General features: G+C 48.2%; 19 protein-coding genes. 5 read left to right on the top strand and 14 right to left on the bottom strand.

Features of this window, described 5'->3' with window-relative positions; all coding sequences use genetic code 11:
* Positions 1 to 27: 27 nt before the first annotated feature.
* Positions 28 to 1257, bottom strand: a complete 1230-nt coding sequence (locus BN6539_RS08785; protein WP_067536734.1) for an MFS transporter — start codon at positions 1255 to 1257, stop codon at positions 28 to 30.
* A 794-nt stretch (positions 1258 to 2051) separates the two neighbouring features.
* On the opposite strand from BN6539_RS08785, the gene trxA reads away from it, so the two are divergent.
* Positions 2052 to 2360: a thioredoxin gene (trxA, locus tag BN6539_RS08780; RefSeq protein WP_067536730.1), complete on the top strand. Its 309-nt coding sequence runs from the start codon at positions 2052 to 2054 to the stop codon at positions 2358 to 2360.
* Positions 2361 to 2464: 104 nt separating this feature from the next.
* On the opposite strand, the gene BN6539_RS08775 is transcribed toward trxA, so the two are convergent.
* From BN6539_RS08775 to BN6539_RS08765, 3 genes are read right to left on the bottom strand one after another with little or no spacing between them, the layout of a single operon-like run.
* On the bottom strand, positions 2465 to 3130 hold the full coding sequence (locus BN6539_RS08775) for a Crp/Fnr family transcriptional regulator (protein WP_067536727.1): 666 nt from the start codon (positions 3128 to 3130) through the stop codon (positions 2465 to 2467).
* Positions 3131 to 3170: 40 nt separating this feature from the next.
* Positions 3171 to 3725: a chromate transporter gene (locus tag BN6539_RS08770; RefSeq protein ID WP_067536724.1), complete on the bottom strand. Its 555-nt coding sequence runs from the start codon at positions 3723 to 3725 to the stop codon at positions 3171 to 3173.
* Positions 3719 to 4297, bottom strand: a complete 579-nt coding sequence (locus BN6539_RS08765; protein WP_067536721.1) for a chromate transporter — start codon at positions 4295 to 4297, stop codon at positions 3719 to 3721. Before BN6539_RS08765 ends, BN6539_RS08770 begins: the two co-directional genes overlap by 7 nt.
* 309 nt (positions 4298 to 4606) lie before the next feature.
* On the opposite strand from BN6539_RS08765, the gene BN6539_RS08760 reads away from it, so the two are divergent.
* Positions 4607 to 5485 (top strand): LysR family transcriptional regulator, encoded by an 879-nt coding sequence (locus BN6539_RS08760; protein ID WP_242869385.1) that lies wholly within the window; start codon positions 4607 to 4609, stop codon positions 5483 to 5485.
* Positions 5486 to 5489: 4 nt separating this feature from the next.
* On the opposite strand, the gene BN6539_RS08755 is transcribed toward BN6539_RS08760, so the two are convergent.
* Together BN6539_RS08755 and addA are read right to left on the bottom strand one after the other, a co-directional pair.
* Positions 5490 to 6335: a patatin-like phospholipase family protein gene (locus tag BN6539_RS08755; RefSeq protein WP_067536717.1), complete on the bottom strand. Its 846-nt coding sequence runs from the start codon at positions 6333 to 6335 to the stop codon at positions 5490 to 5492.
* A 20-nt stretch (positions 6336 to 6355) separates the two neighbouring features.
* A complete protein-coding gene (gene addA, locus BN6539_RS08750; protein WP_187375474.1) occupies positions 6356 to 9805 on the bottom strand; it encodes a helicase-exonuclease AddAB subunit AddA in 3450 nt (1149 codons plus the stop codon).
* Positions 9806 to 9973: 168 nt separating this feature from the next.
* Here addA and gpmI point away from each other — a divergent pair, with 168 nt between their 5' ends.
* Positions 9974 to 11497: a 2,3-bisphosphoglycerate-independent phosphoglycerate mutase gene (gene gpmI, locus BN6539_RS08745; protein ID WP_187375472.1), complete on the top strand. Its 1524-nt coding sequence runs from the start codon at positions 9974 to 9976 to the stop codon at positions 11495 to 11497.
* An 858-nt stretch (positions 11498 to 12355) separates the two neighbouring features.
* Here gpmI and BN6539_RS22735 read toward each other — a convergent pair.
* The 5 genes from BN6539_RS22735 to BN6539_RS08720 all read right to left on the bottom strand — a co-directional run bounded on the left by BN6539_RS22735 (position 12356) and on the right by BN6539_RS08720 (position 17310).
* Positions 12356 to 12532: a hypothetical protein gene (locus tag BN6539_RS22735; protein WP_207645087.1), complete on the bottom strand. Its 177-nt coding sequence runs from the start codon at positions 12530 to 12532 to the stop codon at positions 12356 to 12358.
* 254 nt (positions 12533 to 12786) lie between these two features.
* A complete protein-coding gene (locus BN6539_RS08735) occupies positions 12787 to 13893 on the bottom strand; it encodes a DUF917 domain-containing protein (protein ID WP_067536705.1) in 1107 nt (368 codons plus the stop codon).
* Positions 13894 to 13907: 14 nt separating this feature from the next.
* Positions 13908 to 15035 carry a DUF917 domain-containing protein gene (locus BN6539_RS08730; protein WP_067536703.1) on the bottom strand — a complete coding sequence of 376 codons (1128 nt, stop codon included), beginning with the start codon at positions 15033 to 15035 and terminating at the stop codon, positions 13908 to 13910.
* Positions 15036 to 15049: 14 nt separating this feature from the next.
* Complete coding sequence (locus BN6539_RS08725) at positions 15050 to 15994, bottom strand: aminopeptidase (RefSeq protein ID WP_067536698.1); 945 nt, start codon at positions 15992 to 15994, stop codon at positions 15050 to 15052.
* Positions 15994 to 17310: a cytosine permease gene (locus tag BN6539_RS08720; RefSeq protein ID WP_067536695.1), complete on the bottom strand. Its 1317-nt coding sequence runs from the start codon at positions 17308 to 17310 to the stop codon at positions 15994 to 15996. The genes BN6539_RS08725 and BN6539_RS08720 overlap by 1 nt, the downstream gene beginning before the upstream one ends.
* Positions 17311 to 17492: 182 nt before the next feature.
* Here BN6539_RS08720 and BN6539_RS08715 point away from each other — a divergent pair, with 182 nt between their 5' ends.
* Together BN6539_RS08715 and BN6539_RS23430 are read left to right on the top strand one after the other, a co-directional pair.
* The gene (locus BN6539_RS08715) at positions 17493 to 19109 is read left to right on the top strand and encodes a PucR family transcriptional regulator (protein ID WP_067536692.1); all 1617 of its coding nucleotides are present in this window, start codon (positions 17493 to 17495) and stop codon (positions 19107 to 19109) included.
* 250 nt (positions 19110 to 19359) lie between these two features.
* Positions 19360 to 19482, top strand: a complete 123-nt coding sequence (locus BN6539_RS23430; protein WP_118336267.1) for a sortase B protein-sorting domain-containing protein — start codon at positions 19360 to 19362, stop codon at positions 19480 to 19482.
* 683 nt (positions 19483 to 20165) lie between these two features.
* Here BN6539_RS23430 and BN6539_RS08710 read toward each other — a convergent pair.
* Genes BN6539_RS08710 through BN6539_RS08700 form a run of 3 tightly spaced genes read right to left on the bottom strand, consistent with a single transcriptional unit; the run spans position 20166 to position 24936 of the window.
* The gene (locus tag BN6539_RS08710; RefSeq protein ID WP_067536689.1) at positions 20166 to 21101 is read right to left on the bottom strand and encodes an MSCRAMM family protein; all 936 of its coding nucleotides are present in this window, start codon (positions 21099 to 21101) and stop codon (positions 20166 to 20168) included.
* Between the two features lie 56 nt (positions 21102 to 21157).
* Positions 21158 to 23626: a hybrid sensor histidine kinase/response regulator gene (locus BN6539_RS08705; RefSeq protein ID WP_067536685.1), complete on the bottom strand. Its 2469-nt coding sequence runs from the start codon at positions 23624 to 23626 to the stop codon at positions 21158 to 21160.
* Entirely contained in the window at positions 23623 to 24936 is a 1314-nt protein-coding gene (locus BN6539_RS08700; RefSeq protein ID WP_067536682.1) for an ABC transporter substrate-binding protein, read from the bottom strand. Before BN6539_RS08700 ends, BN6539_RS08705 begins: the two co-directional genes overlap by 4 nt.
* Positions 24937 to 24981 lie beyond the last annotated feature (45 nt).

The raw sequence follows: 24981 nt of genomic DNA, 5'->3' as shown, positions 1-24981 counted from the left end.
CGGCTGCTCCGTGTTTAAAATTTACATTTATGTAAGTGGGCTCCGTTTCTTTTTCAGAAGTCCGCCTATTCCAATCAAAATTACCAGTATCAAAAGAATCCCCAGACCAGAAATCAGAAACCACATGTGCACACCCATCTTTTCCGCAACCGGACTGCTGATCAGAAGACCGATGGGCATGGTAAAGGCTGTGACCTGGCCGATCAGAGAAAAGGCCCTTCCCATCTTTTCCGGCGCCACAGTCTCTTGAATGTAAGCCGTCAGTGGAATTCCATGGACATTTCCAAAGGCTCCCATAGCTGCACAGGTACCAGCAAATATGATCCATCCCACGAAGGTCGCCGGCATCAACCCACAGATGGTCGTAGCCACACCGATGCCCCACAGACCCAAATAGGACGTTCTGATTTTGTTTTTGATCTTCAAAACGCTGCCGAAGAGCACTGCAGCAATCATCATGCCAGCAGCGAAGGCAACTTCTACGATGCTTCCGTACATAGCGGACAGATCAAAATAATCACTGGTCATCAGCGGATAGAAGGTAGACAGCGGTGCAAAAAACAACATGCACAAAACCTCTGCAATGATCAGCGTCAACAATTTCTTGTCCTCTCTGTACACTTGAATTCCTTCTTTAAAATGAGCAAAAAAACCGACTTTATGACGCTCATGGTTTTCAAGACGTGGAATCTTCACTGCGGCCAGTGCCGCACTGGCAAAGATCGCTCCAATGACGTCGGTTAACAGCACCAGCGACATAGGGAGCGCAGCATACAGGGCTGCCCCGATCACTGGCCCTAAGATAAAAGAACCTGCCGTCATCAGCTGCATCCAGCCATTTACTCTGACCAGCTCTTCTGCTGGTACCAGCTGCGGTATGATTGACTGAATCGCCGGCTGATGGAAGGTGCCACCAATTCCTCGTACAAACAGAATCACCAGGACCGCCCATATGGGGAATGTAATCGCGTTAAGCAAAAATGCCGCTGCCAGTGCTGCCAATCCCATGGATAAATCTGCCGTGATGCAGATGATTTTCCGGCTGTATTTATCTGCGGCAACCCCGGCAAAGGGGCTGAGAAACGCCATAGGCAGATATGCAGCCAACCCTGCGACTCCCATAATCATCGGCGAAGCGGTCTGTTCTGCCAACCACCAAATCAAAGCAAACTGGACGGCTGAGCTTCCAATCAAAGAAATGGCCTGTCCTATCGCAATGGTTAGAAATCTGCCCCGCCATTTTGTATTATTTTCCATCTTCGTTCTCCTCTATTTTCGTTATACAATAGCAAACCTCATTTGGGAACAAAAAAAGATAACTCTGATCTTGGAGTTATCTGTAATCAAAACAAATGGCGTATGCAAAGAAAGGTACGTAAGACCTCATTGTCTCGTCAGATAGCGATTTCATGACCTCATGCATCCATATTGTTAAGTAAGTACAACAAATAACTCCTGTCTTTTCGGAGTTTCTCATTCATTGTTCCTCATCTTAACGTAGATACATCAAGCCACCTCGCCTTCTTCATAATTGTTTTCATCATAACAAGTTTTCAGCCAGATAGCAAGCGTTTTTTTCTTCTGTAACATGGCAACCCCATGAAATAAATTGACACGCCTTCATTCCTCAAAAAAGCAGGGCATGATGGCACAAAACGCTGCTCATGCCCATATTTCCGCCTTCATTCTTGATTTTTTTAAGTTTACTTGCGCTACCCCCTTTGCAAACAGGGGATTTATACTATAGAAATTGCTATATAAGGAATTATATGGAATGATATTGACCGGAACCTGATGGGTAAAAGGGCAAATGCCTTTGAAATCAGTCAGATTTTTCTCTCGCACGCAAGTAGGTCGTCGAAATTCAAAAATGAAGGCAGATTGGTTTACAATAATTAAAAAAAGTGCAAGTAACGACTCAAAAAATGAAAATGAAGGCGCACACAAATGTTTTATGCGTTTGCCGTGTCTTTTGTAACCGGGTCACAGAAGTCAGTCATATATTAATGCTATACTTTGTTTATCAAATAAAGAAAAAAGGAGTTGATATTATGGCTAAGGCTTTTAATAAGAATAATTTTAATGAGGAAGTCCTCAAATCCGACGTACCGGTAATGGTGGACTTTTGGGCATCGTGGTGCGGGCCATGCAAGATGCTGGGTCCCGTCATCGAAGAAATTGCAGAAGATGCAGACGGCTACAAAGTCGGCAAAGTGAACATAGATGAAGAACCAGAACTGGCAAGAAGCTATGGCATCATGAGCATTCCGACCGTCATCGTCTTTGAGGGAGGCAGACCAGTTAAACAGTCCTCCGGATTTAAACCAAAGAAAGCGCTGGAGGCCCTCATCCAGAATTAAACATATAAAAAGGCTGACCGCTTGAACGAAAAATGACTGTTCATGCGGCAGCCTTTTTTCATACATAAAACCGGCTGGATTAATGGCATAAAAAACTACTTTCATTATCCGGTAACTTTTTCATAGAGAGTTTTGCGGTCTGTGATTTTGATGCCGCCACGGAAGACTTCTATTACCCCTGCGGAAGACAGTTGCTTCAGAGTCCGGGTCACTGCCTCACGGGCGCTGCCGATGGCCTGGGCCAATTTTTCCTGGGTCATATGTACCGTATCGCCGCCAGTCCTTGCCGTTTCATCGAGAAGAAAGGTAATAATTCGTTGTTCCAAAGTCATGAACAGCATCTGCTCTACTGCCGAAATCACATCTGAAAAACGCTCTGTAGTCAATCGGTAGACATAGTTTTCAACATAGACGTTCTTCTCTTTGATGTCAGAAATGATATTGACGGGAATCAGTATCGCCTCCACTTGGCTCTCTGCCGATACCTGTGCCGGAAATGAAATCTGCGACAACATGCAGGATGCGGATAGGAGACACACGTCGTCTTCTGCTAAACGTGCGATGGTCACTTCCCTGCCGTCTTCTGAATAAAGATACAGCCTGATAACGCCTGATTTCACATATAACACGCCCAGACAGTCCATTTCCGTCGAAGCGATCATTTGGTTCTCCGAGAATTGAACAATCCTGGCCTGAGACTGCAGTCGCTCTTTTTCATCTTCCGTCAGGTACTGCCAAAACGGAAATACGCTTAAATCTATTCGTTCCATAGTTCCACCCACTTTCTTTGTATTTATATTATCACGGCACCTAATATATTACTACACCTGCAAGACCTGTCAAGACCATCAAGACCATGGGATTGACCTTTACTTTTTTTTGCAGCAGGAGAATCAGTGCGCCAGTAAAAATCGCCGCCGCCCTGAAATCAAAATGTGCTGGCAGCATTAGCCGCGAGTTTCCCGTAAAAGTTAATAAGATAATGATACCCGCTGCCGAAGTAATTAAACCGACAGATGCCGCCTTCAATCCTTTCAGCAGTCCAGACAAATACACGGACTTCTGATGGCTCTGAAAAAACCAGCAGAGCGCAATGGAAATAACAACGCCTGCCAATATGCAGCCGATGGTCGCCAGGACAGCGCCCCAGATCCCCGCAACCTGCAGACCCACAAAGGTGGAAGTGTTGACAGCCAGGGGACCTGGCGTCATCTGGGATATGGTGATGATATCTGCAAAGGTTTTCTGGGTAATCCAGCCGTGAATCTGCACGACTTGCTCCTGAATCAGAGGGATAATCGCGTAGCCGCCCCCAATGCTGAACAATCCGATTTGAAAGAAAGTCAGAAAAAGATAGATCAGCATGTTTTACCCCCTTTCCCCTGCAGCCACCATAGGCGAGCCAAACAGATCATTCCGCAGCTTACCAGCACTACGGCTGCGTTGATCTGACAGAAGAAATTCGCAACAAAGGCCGCTGGAATCAACAGAGTCAGAAGCCGTGATCCGTCTTTGGCTACAAATCTGGCCATATCGATAATTAAATCTACCATCAGAGCAGCGACTCCGCCTTGCATGCCTTTGAGAATCGCCGTAACCAAGGCGCTGCCGACGAAGACGTCGTACCAGGTAGAAACAGCCATCAAAATCAGAAGGGGCGGAATTATAGCTGCCATACAACTGACACCAGCACCCAGCCAGCCCAATACGCGATACCCGGCGAGGGCAGTCAGATTGATGGCAATCGCTCCCGGCGCAGATTGAGATATGGCGGCAATGTCCATCAGCTCCTCTTCAGAGAACAATTCCTTTTTCTCTACGTAATACTTCCGTACCATAGGCACCACCACATAACCGCCGCCAAAAGTAAAGGCGCTGATAAACAAATTGATATTGAAGAGCCACAGGCCCTGTTTTAGTTGATCCTTCTTGGACATTTTTAAATTCCCTTTCTGTCATTCTGTCGATTGATTCATTTGTTCCTCGACGCAAATGCCGACACGGAGGGACATATAATTTTACAATTCCCTCCGCAGCAAAACCTCTGCCGCTTTTGTCACCGTTCATAGTATACCTCTTGTCATAGTATAAGAAAAACGATATAATTTAATCGTAAGCATTCATTTTATTCATGTGAAAGATAAGAGCAGCGTCTCTATCCATCCGAAGCTGAGGCGCTGCCATAGAGTGCCGCACACGAAGGCGCTGTACACTTCGCAGAGCTGGACCATGAAGGAGGATACAAAATGGACATGACCTTTCGTCATCTGGAAATCTTTAAAGCGGTTGTCGAAACAGGCAGCTTTACCAAAGCCGCGAAAAAACTATTTATCACCCAGTCTGCCGTTTCCCATGGGATTCATGATCTGGAGAAGATGACCAAAACGCCGCTCTTTGATCGTCTTTCCCATAGAGTCCAGATTACACGGACTGGGGAATTACTGTTACAAGAAGCCGAACCGCTCCTGGCTGCTGGCCAAGCCCTCTCCTCTCGGCTCCAAACCTTGGAAAACACGGCGTCAATTCACATTGCCTGTAACATCACAATTGCTAATTTTCGCCTGCCCGGGCTGCTGACAGACTTCTCCAAGGAATATCCCCATACCTCTGTAAACGTAGATGTGGTTCCGGCAGCTACGGCCATAGATTATTTGGTAACGGGAAAAGCGGATTTAGCTTTGATCGAGGGCGCCATTCCACAAGAACCTTGCTGCAGCAAAGAGATGGGAGCCTATCTTTTGAAAGTAGTCTGCAGCCCTGACTATCCACTGCAGCAGACAGAATTGACCCTGGACGAACTGTGCAGAGAACGACTTTTATTGCGAGAACCCGGCAGCGCCATTCGGGACACCTTTGAAAGCCAGCTTTATTTAGCGGGCAAAACGGTTTATCCGCTCTGGTGCAGTGTCAACGACTCTGCCCTGCTGGCAGCCGCTGTGGCAGGGCTCGGTATCGCCATCCTGCCGGAAGCTTACGTGCTGGAAGAACTAAAAAAACAGCACCTGGTGGAACTCTTCGTTCCCGGCCTGGTGCTGAAAAATAACATGTATGCCATCTGGCATCGAGATAAATATCTCTCAAAACCGCTGAAGGCCTTTATAGAGACGTGTAGTGCTCTCAGGTGATAGGCTATTCCGTGAGGAAGGCGTTCATCTTTTCCGCCAGCCCTTCCGCCACAAAGTAACCTTCCTGGTAGGCGGCTCTCAGTTTATTCCGATCTCTCTCCGTCCGTCCGATGGAAAGCGGTCCCATGGGAGCGATGACAAAGGCTCTGCCTGCGGCCTCTTCTGCTGCGATGAAATCCAGTGTTTCGTTGTAAGTCTTCGTCCTGCTTCTCAGCGCCGCCGCCATCTTTGGATATTTCCTGTATTTCAGCGCGGCTGCAACTGCAGCTCGGCTGTTCTTTTTCCTGTAATCACGAGGTCTGGTCAGAACGACGACATTTTTTTCGTTGCCCTGTCTGATGGACTGTTTCAATGGGATAGAATCTGAAATACCGCCGTCCATGTACAATTTTCCATCGATTTCAACCATGTTTGCCAGCAGGGGCAGTGAACTGGAAGCCCTCACGTATTCAATATCCTCAAACATATCCTTAATGATCGGATACTCCGGTTTACCGGTTTCGCAATTGGTCACCACAGCTTGAAACTTGGTGCCGCTTTTCAAAAAAGCCTCATTGTCGATGGGATAAAGCTCTTTGGGAATTTTGTAATAGAGAAAATCTGCGCCAAAGAGATCTCCGGTTTTCCGCAGGCTCCGCATGCTGCAATACTCTTTGTCGTCCAGATAGTCGGTAGCCGTGGCATAGGCACGTCCCCGCTGCCTGCAGACAAAACTGCATCCGTGGCAAGCGCCGGCGGATACGCCGATTACGTTGTCAAATCGAATCTCCTGATCCAAAAGATAATCGATGACGCCGGCTGCAAAGATGCCCCGCATACCGCCGCCCTCTAAAATCAAAGCATTACTCATATCTATTTCACTTCCTTTATTTACATTTCCACTAATTTTCCTGAACCGAAAAGGTAGAGGCAGGCTTCCTTCACAGGCCGTCCTTTTGAAGCCTCCAGCGCTTGTCGGTAGATTTCAATCTGTCCCCTATAGGTTCGGCGTAATCGCTTCGCCTCCTGATCGAAGTCCTTATTTTCATCAATCCAGTTGGTTTTATAGTCGAGAAGCACAAAACCATCCCCTTCCTCAAAATAGCAGTCGATGATACCCTGAACGATGACGGTTTCCCCCTCCATCTCCATCTGCAAGTCAAAAGGCCGCTCCCGGTCCAGCCTGCCGGCTCGATAGGCGCTGGCACAGCGATGTCCTAGCTCCGAAGTAAAAAAATCAGCAATGTGGGACAGCTCTATGGCTTTTAAATCCTCCGTCTGGAAAATTTCACGATTGGCATAGTCTGCCGCTGCCTCTTCAATGTACGGCATCCCTTCCCGTTCTGCCCGGTCAAAGTCAAGTCGTTCCATGATGCTGTGATAGATCGTCCCCTTCTCTGCCGCGGTCAGCCGTCTTTCGCCCTGCCTGAACTTTGGCACGGCAAGCACTGTCTCAAACTCCCTTTGGTCGCTCAGTCCCATGCGATAGACTTCTGTCACAGAATACTTGGATTTGAGTTTACGGGATGACTCATAAGGATAGTTGAAATTCAGCCTCCGCAGCACTTCTGCCTCTTCTTCTGGGGTAAGGCGTCTGTCAAAGATATCTTTTCCCATCGGATTTCCCTCTATACCGCTTTTTTCCACAGAATCGGGCGACAACCTGTTGGCGTCTACCAGTTCAAAGCGGGAAACGTCTCCAATCATATCCAGATACATCGTATCACCGCCCAGGCCGATTTGACGGCTCTCCATAAATTTTGCCCCGTCTCTGACCGTACCTGTCAGGTAAAGCAAGTCTTTCGCACGGGTCAGCGCCACATAGAGAACTCTGATTTCTTCACTGACCTCCTCTTTGTGAATCTGTTTCTGAATCAGCCGCTGCAGCAGCGTCTGTTTATACCAATGCCCTTCAAAATCGGTAAGCGTCATGCCGATGCCGATGTCTTTGTGCAAAGCGATACCGCTGCCAATCTTGGTGTAATTGAGTCTTCGGCCCATACCGCAGACAATGACCAGGGGAAATTCCAGCCCTTTGCTCTTGTGAATCGTCATAATGCGCACCAAGTCGTCGTTTTCTCCTACCAGCTTTACTTGGCCCATGGGCACGCCCCGTCTCTTCACTGCGTCGATATAACGGACAAAACTATATAGGGAGCTCTGTCTATCTGCCGCAAATTTTTCGGCCTTGTCCACCAAAGCCCGCAAGTTCGCCTGACGCTGGGTTCCTCCCGGCATGGCTCCCATTTCCAGATAGTAACCAGTTTCCAGCAGCAGCTTCCAGATGAACTGCCCCAAAGGCTGTGAGGTCGCCATAGTCTTCCACTTCTTTATGGAATCCAGCGCGACTCTGCATTTTTCCCTTAATGGCTCTAATTTACCTTCTTTGGCGAATTTAAGAAAGGCTGCCGCATACTGTCCGTTTTTGCAGGCGGCTCTGATTTGTCCCAGTTCATCGGTGGAAAAGCTGAAAATCTCCGAATGCAGCACGCTGATCAGCGGCACATCCTGCATTTTATTGTCTATCACCGATAAAAGATTCATAAATACGTTGATTTCCATGGTATCAAAGTATCCCTCACTGTCATCTACAAAACTGTCAACGCCATTTTCTTTTAGAATGCTGCGATATACATCAGCGTAATTTCTTACGCCTCTCATGAGAATGACCATATCGTGTAGACGGATTTCCCTTTCGATGCCGGCTTTATGGTCAAAGAACTTCCTGCCCAAGTTCTCTTTTATCAAACGGCATATTTCGAGAGCTTCGATTTCGGCATTCTTCAGATTGGCCAGCTCTTCATCGGCATCATCGATGGTAGACGTGTCCACCACTTTTACTTCCGGCACGTAATGATAAGGACCATCATAACTGACGCCCGGATAAAGCATGGCGTCCTCATCGTAATCTTCCATCAGATTCTCAAAGATGTGATTAATTTCAGAAAGAATCAACGGCTTGCTGCGGAAGTTCTGGTTCAGATCGATTTTGGTGGATTGCTCATTTTCTGCACTGCCGTAGGAAAGGTATTTACGCTTGAAAATCTCTGGCTCCGCAAGTCTGAATTTATAAATGCTCTGTTTCATATCGCCGACCATAAAGAGATTATTATTTCTGGCAACTTTGGCGATGATCTCCTCCTGCAGAATGTTGGTGTCCTGGTATTCATCGATAAAGATATATTCAAATTTTTTTCTGTAATGGTCCTGCGCCTGGGTCTCTTCCAAAATAGAAAGGCAATAATGTTCGATGTCGTTAAAATCGACCAGCTTCTTGTCCGCTTTGTTGGCCTTAAAAATCTGGTCAAAATCTTCCAGCAGCTTGCGCAGAGTTTCCGCTTTCGGTGCCGTCTCGTTCATTTCTGAGACCATTTCTTCCAGACTCTGGGTAAAGAAAAGACCTTTGATATCATTGATCAGGCCAGAGGCCTTCTTTCGGCAAGCGGCCGCCAGATCTTTGACCTGGGCATAGGCTTCTTTTTCCTCTTTCTTAGCCACCAGTCTGACAGCCTTGAAGGCAGCGATACAGTTACTCAGATCCGTAAGGTCCTTTCTGGCTGCCGCCTCTGCCATCTGCTGGTAAAAGCAAAGCTCTTCTGACGCTGTTTTTTCCGCCAATCGAGAAAGACCGGCTGCCGACAGTTCTTCGACTGCCCGCTCTTCAAATTGTACGGCCTTCTCCACTGCATCGCCGATATAATCCCAGATATAGTTCATAACTGGTGACAGCAGGAACGCTTCCGGCGGAAGAGAGAGTTCCTCTATTTTTTCTTTCAGCCACTGCCAAGGGTAAGGCAGGGACTGGAGCACGTTATAGGACGTATTGATAATGTCTCTGATCTTGTTTTGATTTCGGTCCGAACTGTACCAGTTGAGGAAATCGTAAAACTCCTTTGCATCGGATGCAAAGCACTGCTCCATCAGCTGGTCCATGGAATCTTCTTTGATGATGGTTCTCTGCGCGTCGTCGCAAATGGCAAATCCCGGTTCAATATCAGTCAAAAAGAAAAAGGTCCTGATGACGTCCAAGGCGAAGGCATGGAAAGTACTGATATTCGCTCGCGGCAAAAGATTTAGCTGCTGCCTCAGGTTTTGAGAATTTGCCGGATCAGCGTCGATTTCCTGATTGATGGCAACGCGGATTTTCTCTTTCATCTCTGCTGCTGCTGCATTGGTAAAGGTCACGATTAGCATTCTATCAATAGATACGCCGTCCTCTATGACTAATTTTTTGATACGTTCTACCAAAACCGCTGTCTTTCCGGATCCGGCGGCGGCAGCGACCAGTATGTTCTTTTCTCTTTCGTCTATCGCTCTCTGTTGTTCTCTTGTCCAGTTCATTTTTGCTCTCTTTTCTTTTGTCCTGCTTGTTTTTTCTATCGGCATATAGGGTATAAATATTGAAAAACAATGCAGAAAGTATGACTGCATTGTCAATGGCTTCTTATTGATTATACCAAAAAATTTGATATAATGGAAAGATAATATGTGAGAAGGGAAATGATTTTGATGGAAATAAAAAAACGACCTACAATGCTGATGATTCTCGACGGTTTCGGCCTCAGTGCGAGAATAGAAGGAAACGCAATTGCTAAGGCAGAAAAACCTGCCTTAGATCAGATATTTAAGACTTATCCCGGCACACGTCTTTCTGCCAGCGGCTTGGCAGTAGGTTTGCCTGACGGCCAAATGGGAAATTCAGAGGTGGGACACCTGAACATCGGTGCCGGAAGAGTCGTATACCAGGAACTGACCAGAATCAGCAAGTCCATTGAAGAGGGAGATTTTTTTGATAACGCTGCCCTCAATGAAGCCATGGACTGCGCCCTGGAGAGAGGATCTGCTCTTCATCTGCTGGGTTTATTATCCGATGGCGGCGTTCACAGTCACATCAGTCATCTCTTTGCTCTATTGGATCTGGCAAAGAGAAAAGGGCTGACGAGAATTTACGTCCACTGTTTCCTGGATGGCCGCGACGTACCGCCAAGATGCGCGGGAGCATACATCGAAGCCCTGCAGAACCACATGAATCAAATCGGCGTGGGCGAAATCGCCACCGTCATCGGCAGATACTACGCCATGGACAGAGACAAGAGATGGGATCGGCTCGAGAAAGCATACGATGCCATGACCCTGGGACAGGGTTTTGCCGCTGCTACTGGCTGCGCCGCCGTAGACAGCGCTTATGAACGGGATGAAAACGACGAATTCGTGCAGCCAACTTCTATGGGAACTGCCACTGTATGTGATGGAGACGCAATGATCATGTTCAACTTCCGGCCAGACAGAGCCAGAGAAATCACTCGTGCCTTTGTCGACGAAGACTTCGACGGATTCCCCCGCAAGAAGGTAGTCAAAAACCTGAAGTACGTCTGCATGACGCAGTATGACGCAGCAATGCCAAATGTGGAGGTAGCATTTCCACCACAAACGCTTTCCAATACCTTTGGGGATTATGTCGCATCTCTGGGATTGACCCAACTGCGCATTGCCGAGACAGAAAAATACGCCCACGTAACTTTTTTCTTTAATGGCGGCGTAGAGGCGCCTTGCAAAGGTGAGGACCGAATCCTGGTCCCTTCTCCGCAGGTTGCCACCTACGATTTGCAGCCGGAGATGAGCGCGCCAATTGTCACGGAACGCGTGCTGGAACAAATTAAGGCGGAAAAGTACGACTGTATCATTCTCAACTTCGCCAACGCCGATATGGTGGGGCATACAGGCATCATGGAAGCGGCGGTAAAAGCCATTGAGACCCTGGACAAATGTGTGCCGCAGATTGTGGAAGCTGTATTGGCCAAAGGCGGACAGATTTTGCTGACAGCAGACCACGGCAACGCCGACTGCATGGTAGATGAGCAGGGCAACGTGGTGACAGCCCATTCTCTGAATCAGGTGCCTCTGCTGCACATCGCTGATAAACCGGTTCAACTGGCAGATGGAGGCCGCCTCTGCGACATTGCGCCGACCATGCTGGAGCTGATGGGACTTCCCATTCCAGAGGAGATGACAGGAAAGAGCCTGGTGAAATAACACTTAAAAAGCGCATCGGAACTGATCAATTCTGCTGCGCTTTTTCCATGACGACACATTCTTTTCTATAAAAGCAGACGCCGTAACTCCGAATCTGAGAGTAACCTTGTTTTCTCTGCTCTGCTTTGTAATCCTTCGCTTCAATCCGCTAGAAAGTATCCGCGATTTTTAATTCCAAAACAACAGCCACACCTCGCTCGGTTACAATAAAGTTATACTTTTTGGATGTATCTGAGCATACCCGCGTAACTGGATTACAGCCTGGATGTATCAGCATGGGGGTATATCTGATTCTGGTTACTTTTTGTACAAATCTTCGCATCTAAAATACCTTCCGTAGTCCATATAAGTAACCACCTGCTGCATATTCACAAATTCTGCAAGCAATCAGGGCTGTTTTCAGAGGAATGGCTTCTGATGCTTTCATGGAGTTACGCAAAACTTGCAGAATAGCATCAAAAAGCTTAACTTTATCGTACAAAACGCTCTTCTTATACCCCCCTCCCCTATATATCAACCGACTGTCGGCATAATATAAAGTATTGCAGCCGCATTATTTCTTTTGACAGCGTTGTTCCCGTCCATGTAGTTTTCCTCTACTCGCAGCTGATGAATCTAATTTTCTGGTATGCAGGAGAGATCCCGATCCAGCACGACGAAGTCGGCCCGACACCCTTTTTTCTACATGCCGATATCCGTAAAGCCCATGATATAGATGCCTTCTCGCGTACGATAAGAACTACATGGAGGCTGAAATCCAGATGACCAATTCCCTCAGCGAGCTGGCGACAAATTTAGGCATAGCGAGGCAGAGACTCAGCTATGGGTTGAAGAAGTAGCAGGTCGAGCTGCCATGGTCTATTTGATGAAATCACTATCATCACATCTGTAATAGATGACTCTTGCAATTGTAGCAATTACGCTTTTTTCGTCTACCCAGTACAGAAGGATCTCGTTCTTCACAATCAACTTCCGGTACTCATAATGCAGCAGATTCACACTGTCTGTCTCGATAAAAGAGCTATATGACCTCAATTCTGGGTTATTTTTTGCAGAAACAGCAAAAATTTTCGATTTGGAAAAAACTATTTGTTCAAGCAATTGCAAGGGTTTGCGCTATTTTGGCGCCTGTATTTTCGACAATACGCATGAGAAACCGTTGAAATTCCAATAGTCACAGAGTTTTTTCAGAAACGCCAAAAAAACTGCATTTTGGCAAAAAGCGCTTATCATTTATATCCACAAAACTTAAAAACAGCCGGGAATCTCTTCTCGGCTGCCTGTTTTCTTTAATATCTCACAAAATCTCCTGTATAACCGATGGCTTCTAAGATCGGTTTCCAGCACTCATAGGCCTTGAAGTCCTCGAGCCACCACTTCTCGTCCACTGGCGAGATGCCCAGGAAGATGTTCATGCCTTCTTTTGTATCGGCATTGGTCAGCGGCAGATAAGTATCCATGTCCATGAAACAGATGATATCCGGCGCTGTCAGATAAACTTTGCCTGCTTCGTCTCTGACCAGCATGTTTTCGTTCTTGAAGTCGATATAAAATCTAGCTCCGTTTTCCGCAAGAATGACCGTGGTTCCGAAGTCAAAACCGCCCTCTGCTTTCAGGTCGATCTTTTCGATTTTGCCACGGCAGATTTCTCTGATCTCCATGACCTTTGACAGCTCTTCCACAGGATTCAGGTTTTGATCCGCCATCAGCTGCAGGAAGACCTTCCCGATCTTCTGCGCGTAAGTCACACAGCCGACAGAAGAATGTTCCTTCATCTCGTCTCTGGAAAGTCCCCAGGTGGAGAAGCCGATCTGCTGACCGTAAGCCATGCAAAGCTGTCTGGCGATGACCTCTGCCGCCTTGTCGTCTGTGGCATAAGCGATGATCTGATCTCCCGTGCCGTTGCCCAGACCGATAGGGCTTGGCGGATAGCCGCGAAGGTCGGTCAGCGTCGTATTCAGCTCGGGAACCGCTCTGCCGTTTCCATCCGTATCCACGAATCCAATTCGTTTTGCCGGATCTTTGTCGGAGAGGATGGCAACCATCATAGGAACGAAGGTATTGAAGCCGCCCATTTCGCCCGGGTACAAGTATTTTACCGTCTTTCCTTCCGCAGCAAAGCCTCTCTGGAAAGCCTTGAAAGCATTGACTGCATCGGGGCCGAACTCCCCTTCCAGCATGGCGACGGGACTGCCGAGACCTGCTACCATGGCCGCATAGTCATCTTTCTCCAGTTCATCCAGCGAAAGCAGTTCCAGTTCGATGGTCTCGCCCTGCTTTTCCAATTTTTCCAGCATATCCAGCCCGAAGGACAGGGAACCGCCGCCGCCAGCGCCCAGGAATGTGGCACCGTACAAAATCTCCAAAATATCCTGTTTATATAACGTTCTGCTCATTTTTCCACCTCACACTAAAGAGAAACTTCTTCATTGGCTCTGCAGTAGCCCGCGCTGACCATGACGCCGTCCCAGCAGGTATAGCACTCCGGCAGATCGTACCATCTGTCGTCAGCTCTTGTGATGGTCAGAGCCACCTTCTGGCCTACTTCTGTCTCACTGTTGGACAATGCGCGCACTTCGCCCTCGAGACTCAGATCCAACAGGGAAATGATGCTCGGGATGGTCACGATAACCTTGCCATTCGGGTCTTCCACAAAGAGGTTCTCGTTCTGGAAAGTGACTTTGTATTCCTCGCCGCTCTGGTCGTCCACAATAGTAGTCACGCCAGTATCAAAGCCGCCGGCAGAGTCGATTTCGATGTCAGTGATGGTGCCCGTTGGAATGACCATTTTGAATGCTGCGCCCATTGCGTCAAAGCACTTCTCCAGTGCCGCTGTCACAGTGTCCGCCGTGGAGCCAGCCAGGGCTTTGCCCACTTCGATGGTCTTGGTCATCTGGCCCACTGCCGATGCCTTGAGGTGGTCTTCTTTATTCATCATCCAAGCGGCAAAACCGATGCCCTGGTCGTAAGCCTGGCACATGTATCTGGCGATGTTCTCGCAGGCCTTGCTGTCCATCGGATCTTTTGCTCTGCCTACGATGGTATCGCCCTTTTCGCTGGCCAGAACCACCGGACTGGTCGGAATGCCGTGCACTGGCAAGAGACCTGTATTTAATTCTGGAACCGCTCTGCCGTTGCCGTCTGTATTGAGGATCGGCAGTCCGTTCTTCCATGCCGCGTACAGTGGCAGCAGCGTGTTTCCGCCGCCCTGCTCGCCAGAGTAGACGTATTTCAGCGTTCTGCCAGTGAAGCTGGCTTCTTCCGCCATACCCTTGACAGCATTGACCGACTCGTCCTGGAAGGTTCTTCCCTTTGTCGCTACAGGAGATCCGAGAGCGGCTACCATGGTGGATACCACTGCCGGGTCATCTTCCATGTCTTCTACATCGTACATCTTGATGGTCAGATCTGTATCTTCCGCCAGCATTGCCGCCAGGAGGGCTTCTCCCTCTTCCATGGAACCGCCGCCTCCGCCGCCATAAAAGCTGGAGCCGTACACGATATATTTTAAATCATCTTTATGTAAATCACGAATCATTTTCAAATCCTCCATTAATAAATGTGCTTGCCGTTTTCGATGACGCACTCGTCATCAAGATAAACCGTCGGCGCTTTGATAATCATGTCATAGTGCATATTGCAGTCCTGCTGTCCGCCCATGAACAGGTTGTTTCCGCAGGCGATGTGGATGGTGCCGAATACCTTCTCGTCCACCAGCCCGTTGCCCATGATCCTGCAGGACGGATTGGTGCCGATGCCGAATTCGCAGACGTTCTTTGCCGTGTCGTCAAATTGCGCCACGAACTGATCAAAGTCTTCCGCATCGGGACCTTCGGTTTTGACGATGCGCCCGTCCTTGAAGGTGATCGTCAGAGGCTCTTCCATGACCTTGAAGTCGGCGATGACGCCGTCTACGACCAGTCTGCCGTCGCCCTTAGTTTCAATGGGTGCGACCATGGCTTCTCCTGCCGGCAGATTGCCGAAGGCGCCTCTCGCCACCAGCTTGCCGGTGTCTGCGATGCCGCTGCGGCCGCCGCAGTATAAGGTCAGATCAGTTCCTGCCTCTGTGGTAATGCGGATTTTCTCGCACTTGTCCAGCTTTGCCGCCAGGATATCCCCGATGCGCTCCACCTCGTCATAGTCAGCGTTCAGGGTCATGTTGACGATTTCTTCTGTAATCGTCGGCATGGAGGCGATGCGGCAGCCCCTCGCCGTAGCGTCTGCCCTGCCCTTGGTATGGGTAAAAGACCCACTGGTAATCATCATGCAGGCGTCGGCTTCTGCCAAAGCTGCCTGGGACAAAGCCGGCATTTCACCGGAATGTCTTACCGGTCCGCTGGCCATGACCGTTTCCACGCCCAGGTCGTTTCCCGCCCGGACAAATTCTCTCGCCAGATCCATCTGATCCTCGTCCGTCAGGATCAAAAGCTTTTCGCCTGATTTTGCACCCATGCAGGATGCGATGGATGTCTTCGCCGCTTCATAAGTACCTTTCATTAACAAGCCTCCTTCAGTTCTGTTTCCTCGCTCTTTGCAAAAGGATTGAGTTTCGGATTTTTTATCACGCTGCACAGTACCGCATAGACGACCACTGTGGCGACGATACCCACGATTTCCGGGATGAAAAATGTATCAAAATAGGTCACCGCTGCTCCGACGAGCCAGGCGACGATGCCCAGCCAGTTGACACCTGGGAACGGTTTCCATGTATCGGCTCTGCCTTTTCCCATAACCCAGTAGTCTGCGATCAAAACGGCGCAGATCGGGGTGATGAAGTAACTGAGCAGTGAGAGGAAATCTACAAAATAGTAGACGATGCCGCCCAGGGACAGGGCGATACCGATGAGACCGCAGATCGCCGTTACGATGGCTCTTCTGTCATCTCTCAGTTTGAACATGTTGACTACTGCGATTCCAGCGGAATAGGCATTTCCTACGTTGGTTGTCCAAGTCGCCAGAATCAAAACGATCATGCCGATGGCAGGCAGTCCTACGTTAGCAAACATGATTGTGATGTCGGAGTTTCCAGAGCAGATTGCCAGGACAGCGCCACAGGCCAGTGCGCCCACGCCTGCCGGGATGACGCCAAAGAGGCAGGAAAGCGCTGCGCTTTTGCCGTTTTTGCTGTATCTGTTGTAGTCTCCGCAGGTCGCTGCGCCGGAGATGAAGCCGCCCACGGAAATGGTGATGCCCATGACCATGCCGCCTTCGCCGCCAGGATTGTACGCCGCCAAAATCTCTGCGCCGCCGTTACCCAGAGCGATGGACACACCGTAGATCAAAAATATGAATAGCAGCGGTACGCTGACGATGTTGAGAATCTTCGTCAGTCCGATTCCGTAGAATGCGGTGATCAGCATCAGTCCGCCCCAGAAGATGCATGCGATCCACTCTGGAAACGCGATGCCAAAGCTTTGCTGCATCAGGGAGCAGAATGATGTGGCGCAGACGATGGTCTGATAGGCATACCAGCCCACCATGGATACTGCGATAATCAAGGAGATGGTCACCTGTGACCCTCTTTCTCCCAATGCTCTCGATACTGCAACGGCAGTCGGTCTTCCAGTCTGCGCTGACTGTGCAGCGATGAGCATCATCAGAGCAACGACGATGCCGTAACCGATAAACATGGCAGCGATTGATTCTTTAAAATTAAGTCCGGATGATACCATGGCGCCTACCATCAGCGCCGGTACACAGATGACATTTCCTGCCCAGATAAATGCAATTGACGGCCAGCTCTTCTTTTCACTGTCTGGCACTTTTTCTAAGGTGATGCTCTCTACCTCAAAGTTCTTTTTTCCTTCGGCCATAAAATAGCCTCCTTTCAAAAGTTCGAATAAATTTATTAAAAGTATATCAACTTTTGCCCTTTCTGTCATTAGCGCGGCCGCTGATTATTCTGACAATTTATTGTGCATGTGCATAAATCAACATTGTAATTCGACCTTTTTTACGCTATAATTGAGATAATAATTGTTATGAGGTGACAAAAATGAGTATAACCGTAGAAGAATGCCTGAAATTACCATCACTGCGAAACAGCCGAGTCGTCGCAGGAGAAAAAGGAGTATCTAATATCGTCAACAGCGTGACCGTTTTGGAAATCGTCGACAACGTCATCTTTGATCTGGGAAAGCCCGTCAAAAACAGCGACATGGTTCTGACTTCATTTTATACGATCAAAGATGATCCCAAGGCGCAGTGCGACCACATCAACTACATGTACAATTCCGGCGATGCCTGTGTGGTCATCTACTATGTCGGCGTGTTTATCAAGGAAATCCATCCTTCTCTGTTGGAAATGGCCGACCGGCTGAATTTCCCCATCATCATCATGCAGGAAAACCGTACCGATTTCTTCTATACCGACGTCATTGGTGAAGTCTACGAAGCCATCTTCCGCAATCGGGCCAACGACAACGATTTTATCGACACCATCGCTTCCCTGGTATCCCGCCTGCCGGAAAACCGTAAAAATATCGCCACACTCATGCGGCTCATCAGTGATAATCTCAAGTGTACGTTTTTACTCTCTGACGCTTCACTGAACAATGTCTGCCTCAGCAAGTGGCCCATGTCCAACGACATCACCGCAGACACCATCTCTGCTCTTTATGAAAGCGCTGCCGCCACGGACGAATACTGTGTGGAAACCACTTTGAACGACATGCCTCTCAAGATTTTCTGCGTGCCTTTTTCTGCCTTTGAATACCGCAGCTTCTCCCTCTATGCAGCCGACGATTTTGACCGCCTGACTTTGGACGACATGTACCGTGTCATCGAGCTTCTGCAGATTTTCTCGAAGCTGTGGGACCTGGATTCGGATAACATCCTGGAGAATGCCCTGGTTCCCGCCATTATCGAAGGTGATGAAGAGAAGATGTACAATATCTCTGACCGTCTTGGCATCGACATTGATGCCATCAACACTGCTATCATCATCCGGCCCGTCTTTGATCATGCCGATACCCGGGAGCAGCTCCAAACCTTGCGCTCTCTGATCCGTGCCGTCAAAAACTGTGCAGATGCTTTCGGCAAAGACATCATCATCGACACCTACGGCATCTACATCATCTGTTTTATCGTCTACGCTTCTACGATCCATGCAGACAATGAATACATTGAGGAGATGACCTGCGCCATGGACCAGGTCACGGAGGATTACACCGTAGCTTTTTTCCCTAACGACGACAATGCCAAAGACGTGCGCCGCACGTACCTGCTCTACTCTGAATACATTCCCCATGTGGTGGAAATCTTCCCCCATAAGAAGAAAATCTCCTACGGAGATCTGATGTTCGCCAAGCGCTGCTTTGATATGTCTGCCGAAAAAAATGAAGACTACCGCATCTGCCGCAACATCCTGAAGCCTTTGCTGCGAGATGATGCCTCCGGCGAACTGCTGCACACCTTGGCCGTCTATTACCTGGATGCCGACTGTGAAGTGAAGAAGACGGCAAAGCTGCTCTTTGTCCACAGGAACACGATTCAGTACCGTCTTTCCAAAATCCAGGCCATCACCAACTTCAGAACAGGCGACAGGCTGGAGTCCTATCTGATGTATACGGCCATCGCCTGCTGGCGGCTGAACCCGGCATTGCCGGAGTAAATCTCGCGACTTTCTTACGGTTTGCGTCAAAAAACTACGGCTTACGCTGATACCCTTGCCCCCACGATTTTGTACAATGCAGGTAAAAGATACTGCATGATTGCGGGAGGAGGAACGATATGAGACGACAACTGAATATAAAGAAAGCCCTGGCGACGGTTCTTGCCCTGTGCCTGATTCTCGCCTATTAACCACTGCAGGCAAGCGCAGAGGACCAGGAGAATCCAAAAGACCCTGCCGCTAGCGAAAGCTGCGCAAGTCCTCGAAGACCGGCGATGAAAGCCGGTTTCTGCTCTATATCCTCCTGGCAGGCGTCGCCTGCGGCACAATGACTGCTGTAGTCAGAAGAAAGAAGACGTCTGGCAGACAATAGTCCTTTCTACGGTTTTACCCGTCTTTTAAATAATAGTCGAAAGCACCTAAAAAAACTGTATGTAGCCCCAACGAATGCAAAGGACGTATCGAAGTTTCAACGGTTACAGCCATCGGAAATAGACACTCCCTTTGCAGCCAAGAAATTTTTAGGTGTTTTTGGCATTTTTGAATAAGTAGAGGATAAAGGCGAGGCTGGCGAAGACTTCTTTTACAAGATATTTTTGAAATCGCTTCTCGTCATCTAGGGGAGGGGGGTATGATAGTAGTGATTTCTACGATAAAGTTAGGTTTTTTGATACTATTCCAGATTTCTCGCGTAACTCTGTGGCAAGGACAACGGCAGTCCACCCAAAAAAAAAGCTCAAATCGCCTAAAAAAACCGTGATTGCGTTATATTTTACATCTTTTATCAACTGCGAACCGCATTTTGCACATAGGAACTCACAGGGAAAGTGACTAAAAACGAATATACCCCCTGTCAAGGCACTTTGACGGGCATCCGGTTACGCGGGGAGTGTCAGGATACAGCCAAAAAGCATAACCTTATTGTAACATCGAACATCTGCCAGCTGCTTTGTCCCTCTCTCCCCCAAATCTCAGATGCAGCAAAACGAGGGGCTGCCCGTCGGCCTGCTGCATCTGCAGCAAGCTGTACGGGCATACCCCTCGCTCATTATCACTTTATTTTTTAGTCAGTACGGGCTGGAATGTTTTCGCCTGCACCTCGAAAGATGCCGCCGCACTAGGTCCACGACCGATTTCCGTTTGTATTGCATAAATGGTCTGACCTGCCTGTAAGTCCGTTCCCTGCGGCACCGCGGCCACCCAGATACCAGAATCATTGACCGTAGTCGTAACAACGATACCGTCCGGCAGGGTCACTGCAATCTCCGCACCTGGCACACCGGTTCCAGTAACAAAATGATCGCCCTCTGTCACCGCATTGATGACAGGACGCTGACTAGGATCGGGAAGTCTTGTATTTTTTGCAGTAAAGTTTGCAATTGACGTTCCATCAATGAAAGCTCTGCCATCAGTAGTCACCACCACGGTAAAATCCGTCTGCACAGCAGCATAGCCTTCCGGCGCAGTAACTTCTTGGATCACATAGCTGCCGGGCCCGAAAATTCCGAAATTGACCACTCCATCACTTCCCGAAACAGCTCTCACACCGTTGGGCAGAGTAAAGACCGCACCTGCAAGAGGCTGCCCCGTATCAGCGTCGACTTTTCGAAAGGATATTTCAGCGTCGCGGTTCGGCACATCATATAGAGAAAAGTTGTCGGCAGGGATTCCGTCAATCATCACAGTTCCGTCTTCGTCTACCACTACTTGATGACTGGTCCTCTCCGGCAGATAACCGGCGGGGATTGTCGTCTCTATCAGCGTATATTCACCTGGAGCAAGATCGGTGAAGGACAGCCTGCCGCTTTCATCGGAAATCGCCGTTGCAATCAAGTTTTCATTTTGATAAAGGGTATAACCCGCGTCTGCCAGAGGCCGGCCAGTATCCTGATCGTATTTCACTGCCGTAAAAGATCCTGCTGCAGGCTCCGGCTTCGGTTTGCATACACAGCGAAGCGGCCAGCAGCAGCAACATCTATTCCATAATTTCATAATCATCACCTTCTTAAAGTTTTACATATTATGATATGCAATAGATTTCCGATTCGTTAATCCTCCGTCCGGCTGCGCTGCTCATTGAGGTCGCAGAGCCATTTTGTCAAAAGCCTTCCAGTCTCTTCTATGTTAATAGGTTTTGTCAGGTAATCGTCAAATCCTTCGGCAAGCAGCCTGTCTTTTGCACTGCTTGTAGCGTCGGCTGTCAGTACGACAATGGGCAGTTTCTCGTATTGGTCACCCGGCAGTCCGCGAATTTTCTTCATCGTTTTGATGCCGTCCATTTCTGGCATCATATAATCCATGAAAATCAAATCATAATCTCGGCAGCTGACCGCTTCTATAGCCTCCCTGCCGGAGCCCGCACAGTCTATTTTCATTTCAAAGGTCTGCAGCAGGGCCTCCGCAATCTGCAAATTCAGATCATTATCGTCTACAATCAAAATCCTCACATGAGGCAGCACTGGCATTTCAGCCACTTTGCCTTCCGATTCAATTCTCTCTGCTTTAACTCCTTTGAGCAGAGATACCAGCTGTATCCCAAAGAGGGGTACAAATATCGCTGCGTTCTCCGGCTCGTCAGACATCAGCGCATGTTCCTGAATTTTCAACAGTGTCACTAATTTTCCCCCAGTATCCAACTGATCAGCCAATTTTTCGTGGACGGTTTCCCTATCTGCCATGACCAAATCAAAGCTGCCTTCAGATAGTGCCTCTTGAAAATATCTGTAATCAGCGCAGACTTCATAATCCAACCCCAGTTCCTGCAGATAAAAAGTATAATACTCCCGCAGCGATTCAGACTCCTCATAAATCAAAATTCGTGGAAGTTTTTTTCCTGCTATCTCCATCAAAGGTTTCTCACCTGCGGCTGTCTGCTCAATTCTGGCTGTAAATACAGAACCGGCGCCATACTCGCTTTCAACTGTGATATCTCCTCCCATGATTCGGCACAGAGAACTGGCGATGGCTAAGCCCAATCCAGTTCCCTCTTTCCCGTGATTATAAGAAGAGTCAATTTGGTTGAAGCTTTCAAACAGTTTATCCATATCCTGTTTTTTGATGCCGATTCCCGTATCCTCCACTGCCATGACTAGGATTATGCGTTTCCCCTCTCTTTCACAGTGCAGAGATAATTTGACATAACCTTCTTCTGTAAACTTCACCGCATTGCCTACGATATTAATCAAAACCTGCTTGATTCTCGTCATATCTCCTATCATTTGCTCTGGTACCGTTTTATCCACATCCAATAAGAATCGTATCGGTTTATCTTCAATTCTAACTGCTGCGAGAAACGCAACGTCATACAGCAGCGTCTCCGTCTGGTATCTTTCATTTAAAATTGTAAATTTACCGGCTTCAAATTTTGACATATCGAGAACATCGTTGATGATGGTCAAAAGTCCTCTGCCAGAGCTGAGAATGCTGCGCACGTATTCTTTCTGTCTGTTGTTCAGGTCACTTCTCATCAAAAGCTCACCCATGCCTACGATGGCGTTCATAGGCGTGCGGATTTCATGACTGATATTGGCCAGGAATATCGACTTTGCTTCTGCTGCATGGCGCTGATTCTGGGATACGATCCATATCACACCTGCCGCTGCCAGCAGAATCAAAAAGATGATGATGGCGCCAATACCAGTACGCATCAATTCCTTGGTCAGCATGTCTGTCTTTGCCGTAATCACGTCCTTTGGCACGATATTTACGATGGTCCAGCCATTGAGTCCCAAAGGGCAGTAATATCCGAAGCGCTCTGTTCCCAGCTGATCGTAGAGAATCGTTCCCGATTTACCCGCCAATATGTTTTCTCTGATCTGCCCGGCACTGCCGCCTGTCTTAATTTCCACATTTTCTAAAACTCTGAACAAGTTGTTGTAATCCATGCTCTTATTGCGCATGACCAGATTCCCGTCTCTGTCGATGATATACGAGTACCCCTCACCGCCAAAGCTTTCTGTGCCCAAGGCTTCCTGCAGCTTGGAAATGCTCAGCATGGCCGTCATGACTCCTGAGACTTCTCCCCTTTGGTCTTTTACGGGTACTGCTAAGATGATGCCTGATGCCGCCTGGCTGGTAAAAATGTAACGGACAATGCCGCTGATTGCAAATTGACCTTTGATCGCCTTTTTAAAATACGGCTGGTCAGAAATATCTTCGTTTCTGGACGGCTCCGTCGCCTTTAAATTTCCATCTCTGTCCGCGAATCCAGCAAAGACGAAACCCTGGGTTTCCACGATGTCAGTAAGATAGGCATTTCTCTTTTCTTCTGGAATCACGAGGAAGGTATTTCCTATGGTCTGCAGGGAATTCTGCGTATCCTTCACTACCATCTTTGTATAAGCAGCGATGTTATCAGCTACTTCTGCCATCATGACCCGATTCTCTGCCTGCAGTGTCTTGTCAAATCGCTGAATATAGGATATAGCAAAGATGCCGAACAGAATGACGACAGTCAGCAGGGCTGCAATGATGAAAAAGAAATGGCGCTGATTCTTCATCGGATGGTTCACTTTCATTGCGTCTCGTCACCTCCTGCAATCCGCACTGTTCTGAGATGGTCCATTTTTTTCAGACAGTCTTCCGGAGAAAGCCCGCTGTCTTTTTTCATATATTCCAAAATGCAGGAAGCGTCCATCTGCGAAAAACCTCGAATTCTAAGCCAGCCAATAGAATCCCTAAATTTCTGTTCTATCAGCTGCTCCGCCTCAAGATACTGCGGTGTAGATATGCTGGCTACTTGATTTTTAAAAACCGGAGCGGTATATATATTTTCAAAGACAGCGTTGTAATTATACGGATCCGCCAAAAACGTGATGAAGTTCAGCGCCGCATCCAGCCTGGCGCTGTTTTTGTTGACGATGAACAGACCTAAATTGGGTCCCTCAAAAGTTCCCTCTTCAGGAGTGCCAACAAAAGCCGGCATCAGCCCAAACTTTGCAGCATCTCCCTGGAAATCCGTGTACAGCCATGTATCCCAGCAGAGCATCATGGCATACCTGCCGCTGTCCATGGCCTCGTTCATGCCATCCCAGTCGTTTTTCTCATAATCCTGCCCGAGATAGCCCTTTTCTGCCATTTCTTTATACCACTTTACGACTTTCTTCATCTCTGGAATATCGGCATAGCCTATTTTCCCCTCGTTCAGTTTTTCCAGGGTTTCGCTGTTCATGACGATGGAATCTAAGGGGAATTGATATAACAGCATGGAAATCTCCTTTGCCGGCAGATACAGCGGTGTTATACCCTTCTTCTTCAATACACGGCAGACCTCCATGAACTCCTCTTGATTTTCTGGTATCTCCAGACCGTACTTTTCAAAGATTTCTTTATTGTAAAGGGTCCCGGAAATGGAAGCCTCCCAATGGGGCAGACCGATGACTTTGCCGTTGTAGATGGTCTGATTGATAGAAGTGTCCGTCAAGTCGTCCACCCACGGCTCCTCTGTAAAATCGTAAAAGTTTTCGTCCGGATAATAGGTCTCTATATTCGTGCCTCCGTAACTCAACAAAATATCAGGCTTCTCAATCTCCCCTTTTACAGAAGCCTGCATGCGTTTTTCAAATTCTTCTTTTGGAATCTGTACCACTTCCAGATCATTTTCCGTCAGATCCTCATAACGATCTAACGCCTTCTTTATATAACTGCGTTCCAAATCCGGATACACACCCCAAATAATCAGTTTATCGCCGCTGCTTTTATTCCAGTCGTAGACTGGCTCAGTAAACGCCTCCCCTTTAGCTGGCAGACTGTTTGTTTGCTGCGCACATCCTGTCAGCAGCGTCAAAAGGATCCATGCAGCGATCAATAGAGCAGCTCTCTTCTTCATCAGTACTTCCTCTCGCATTTCTTCTCGCAAAGATAGTTCTATTTT

Origin of the sequence: Emergencia timonensis (assembly GCF_900086585.1) — a bacterium.
In the GTDB taxonomy this organism is placed as follows: Bacteria; Bacillota; Clostridia; order Peptostreptococcales; family Anaerovoracaceae; genus Senimuribacter; species Senimuribacter timonensis.
This window is presented reverse-complemented; position numbering and strand designations above follow the sequence as displayed.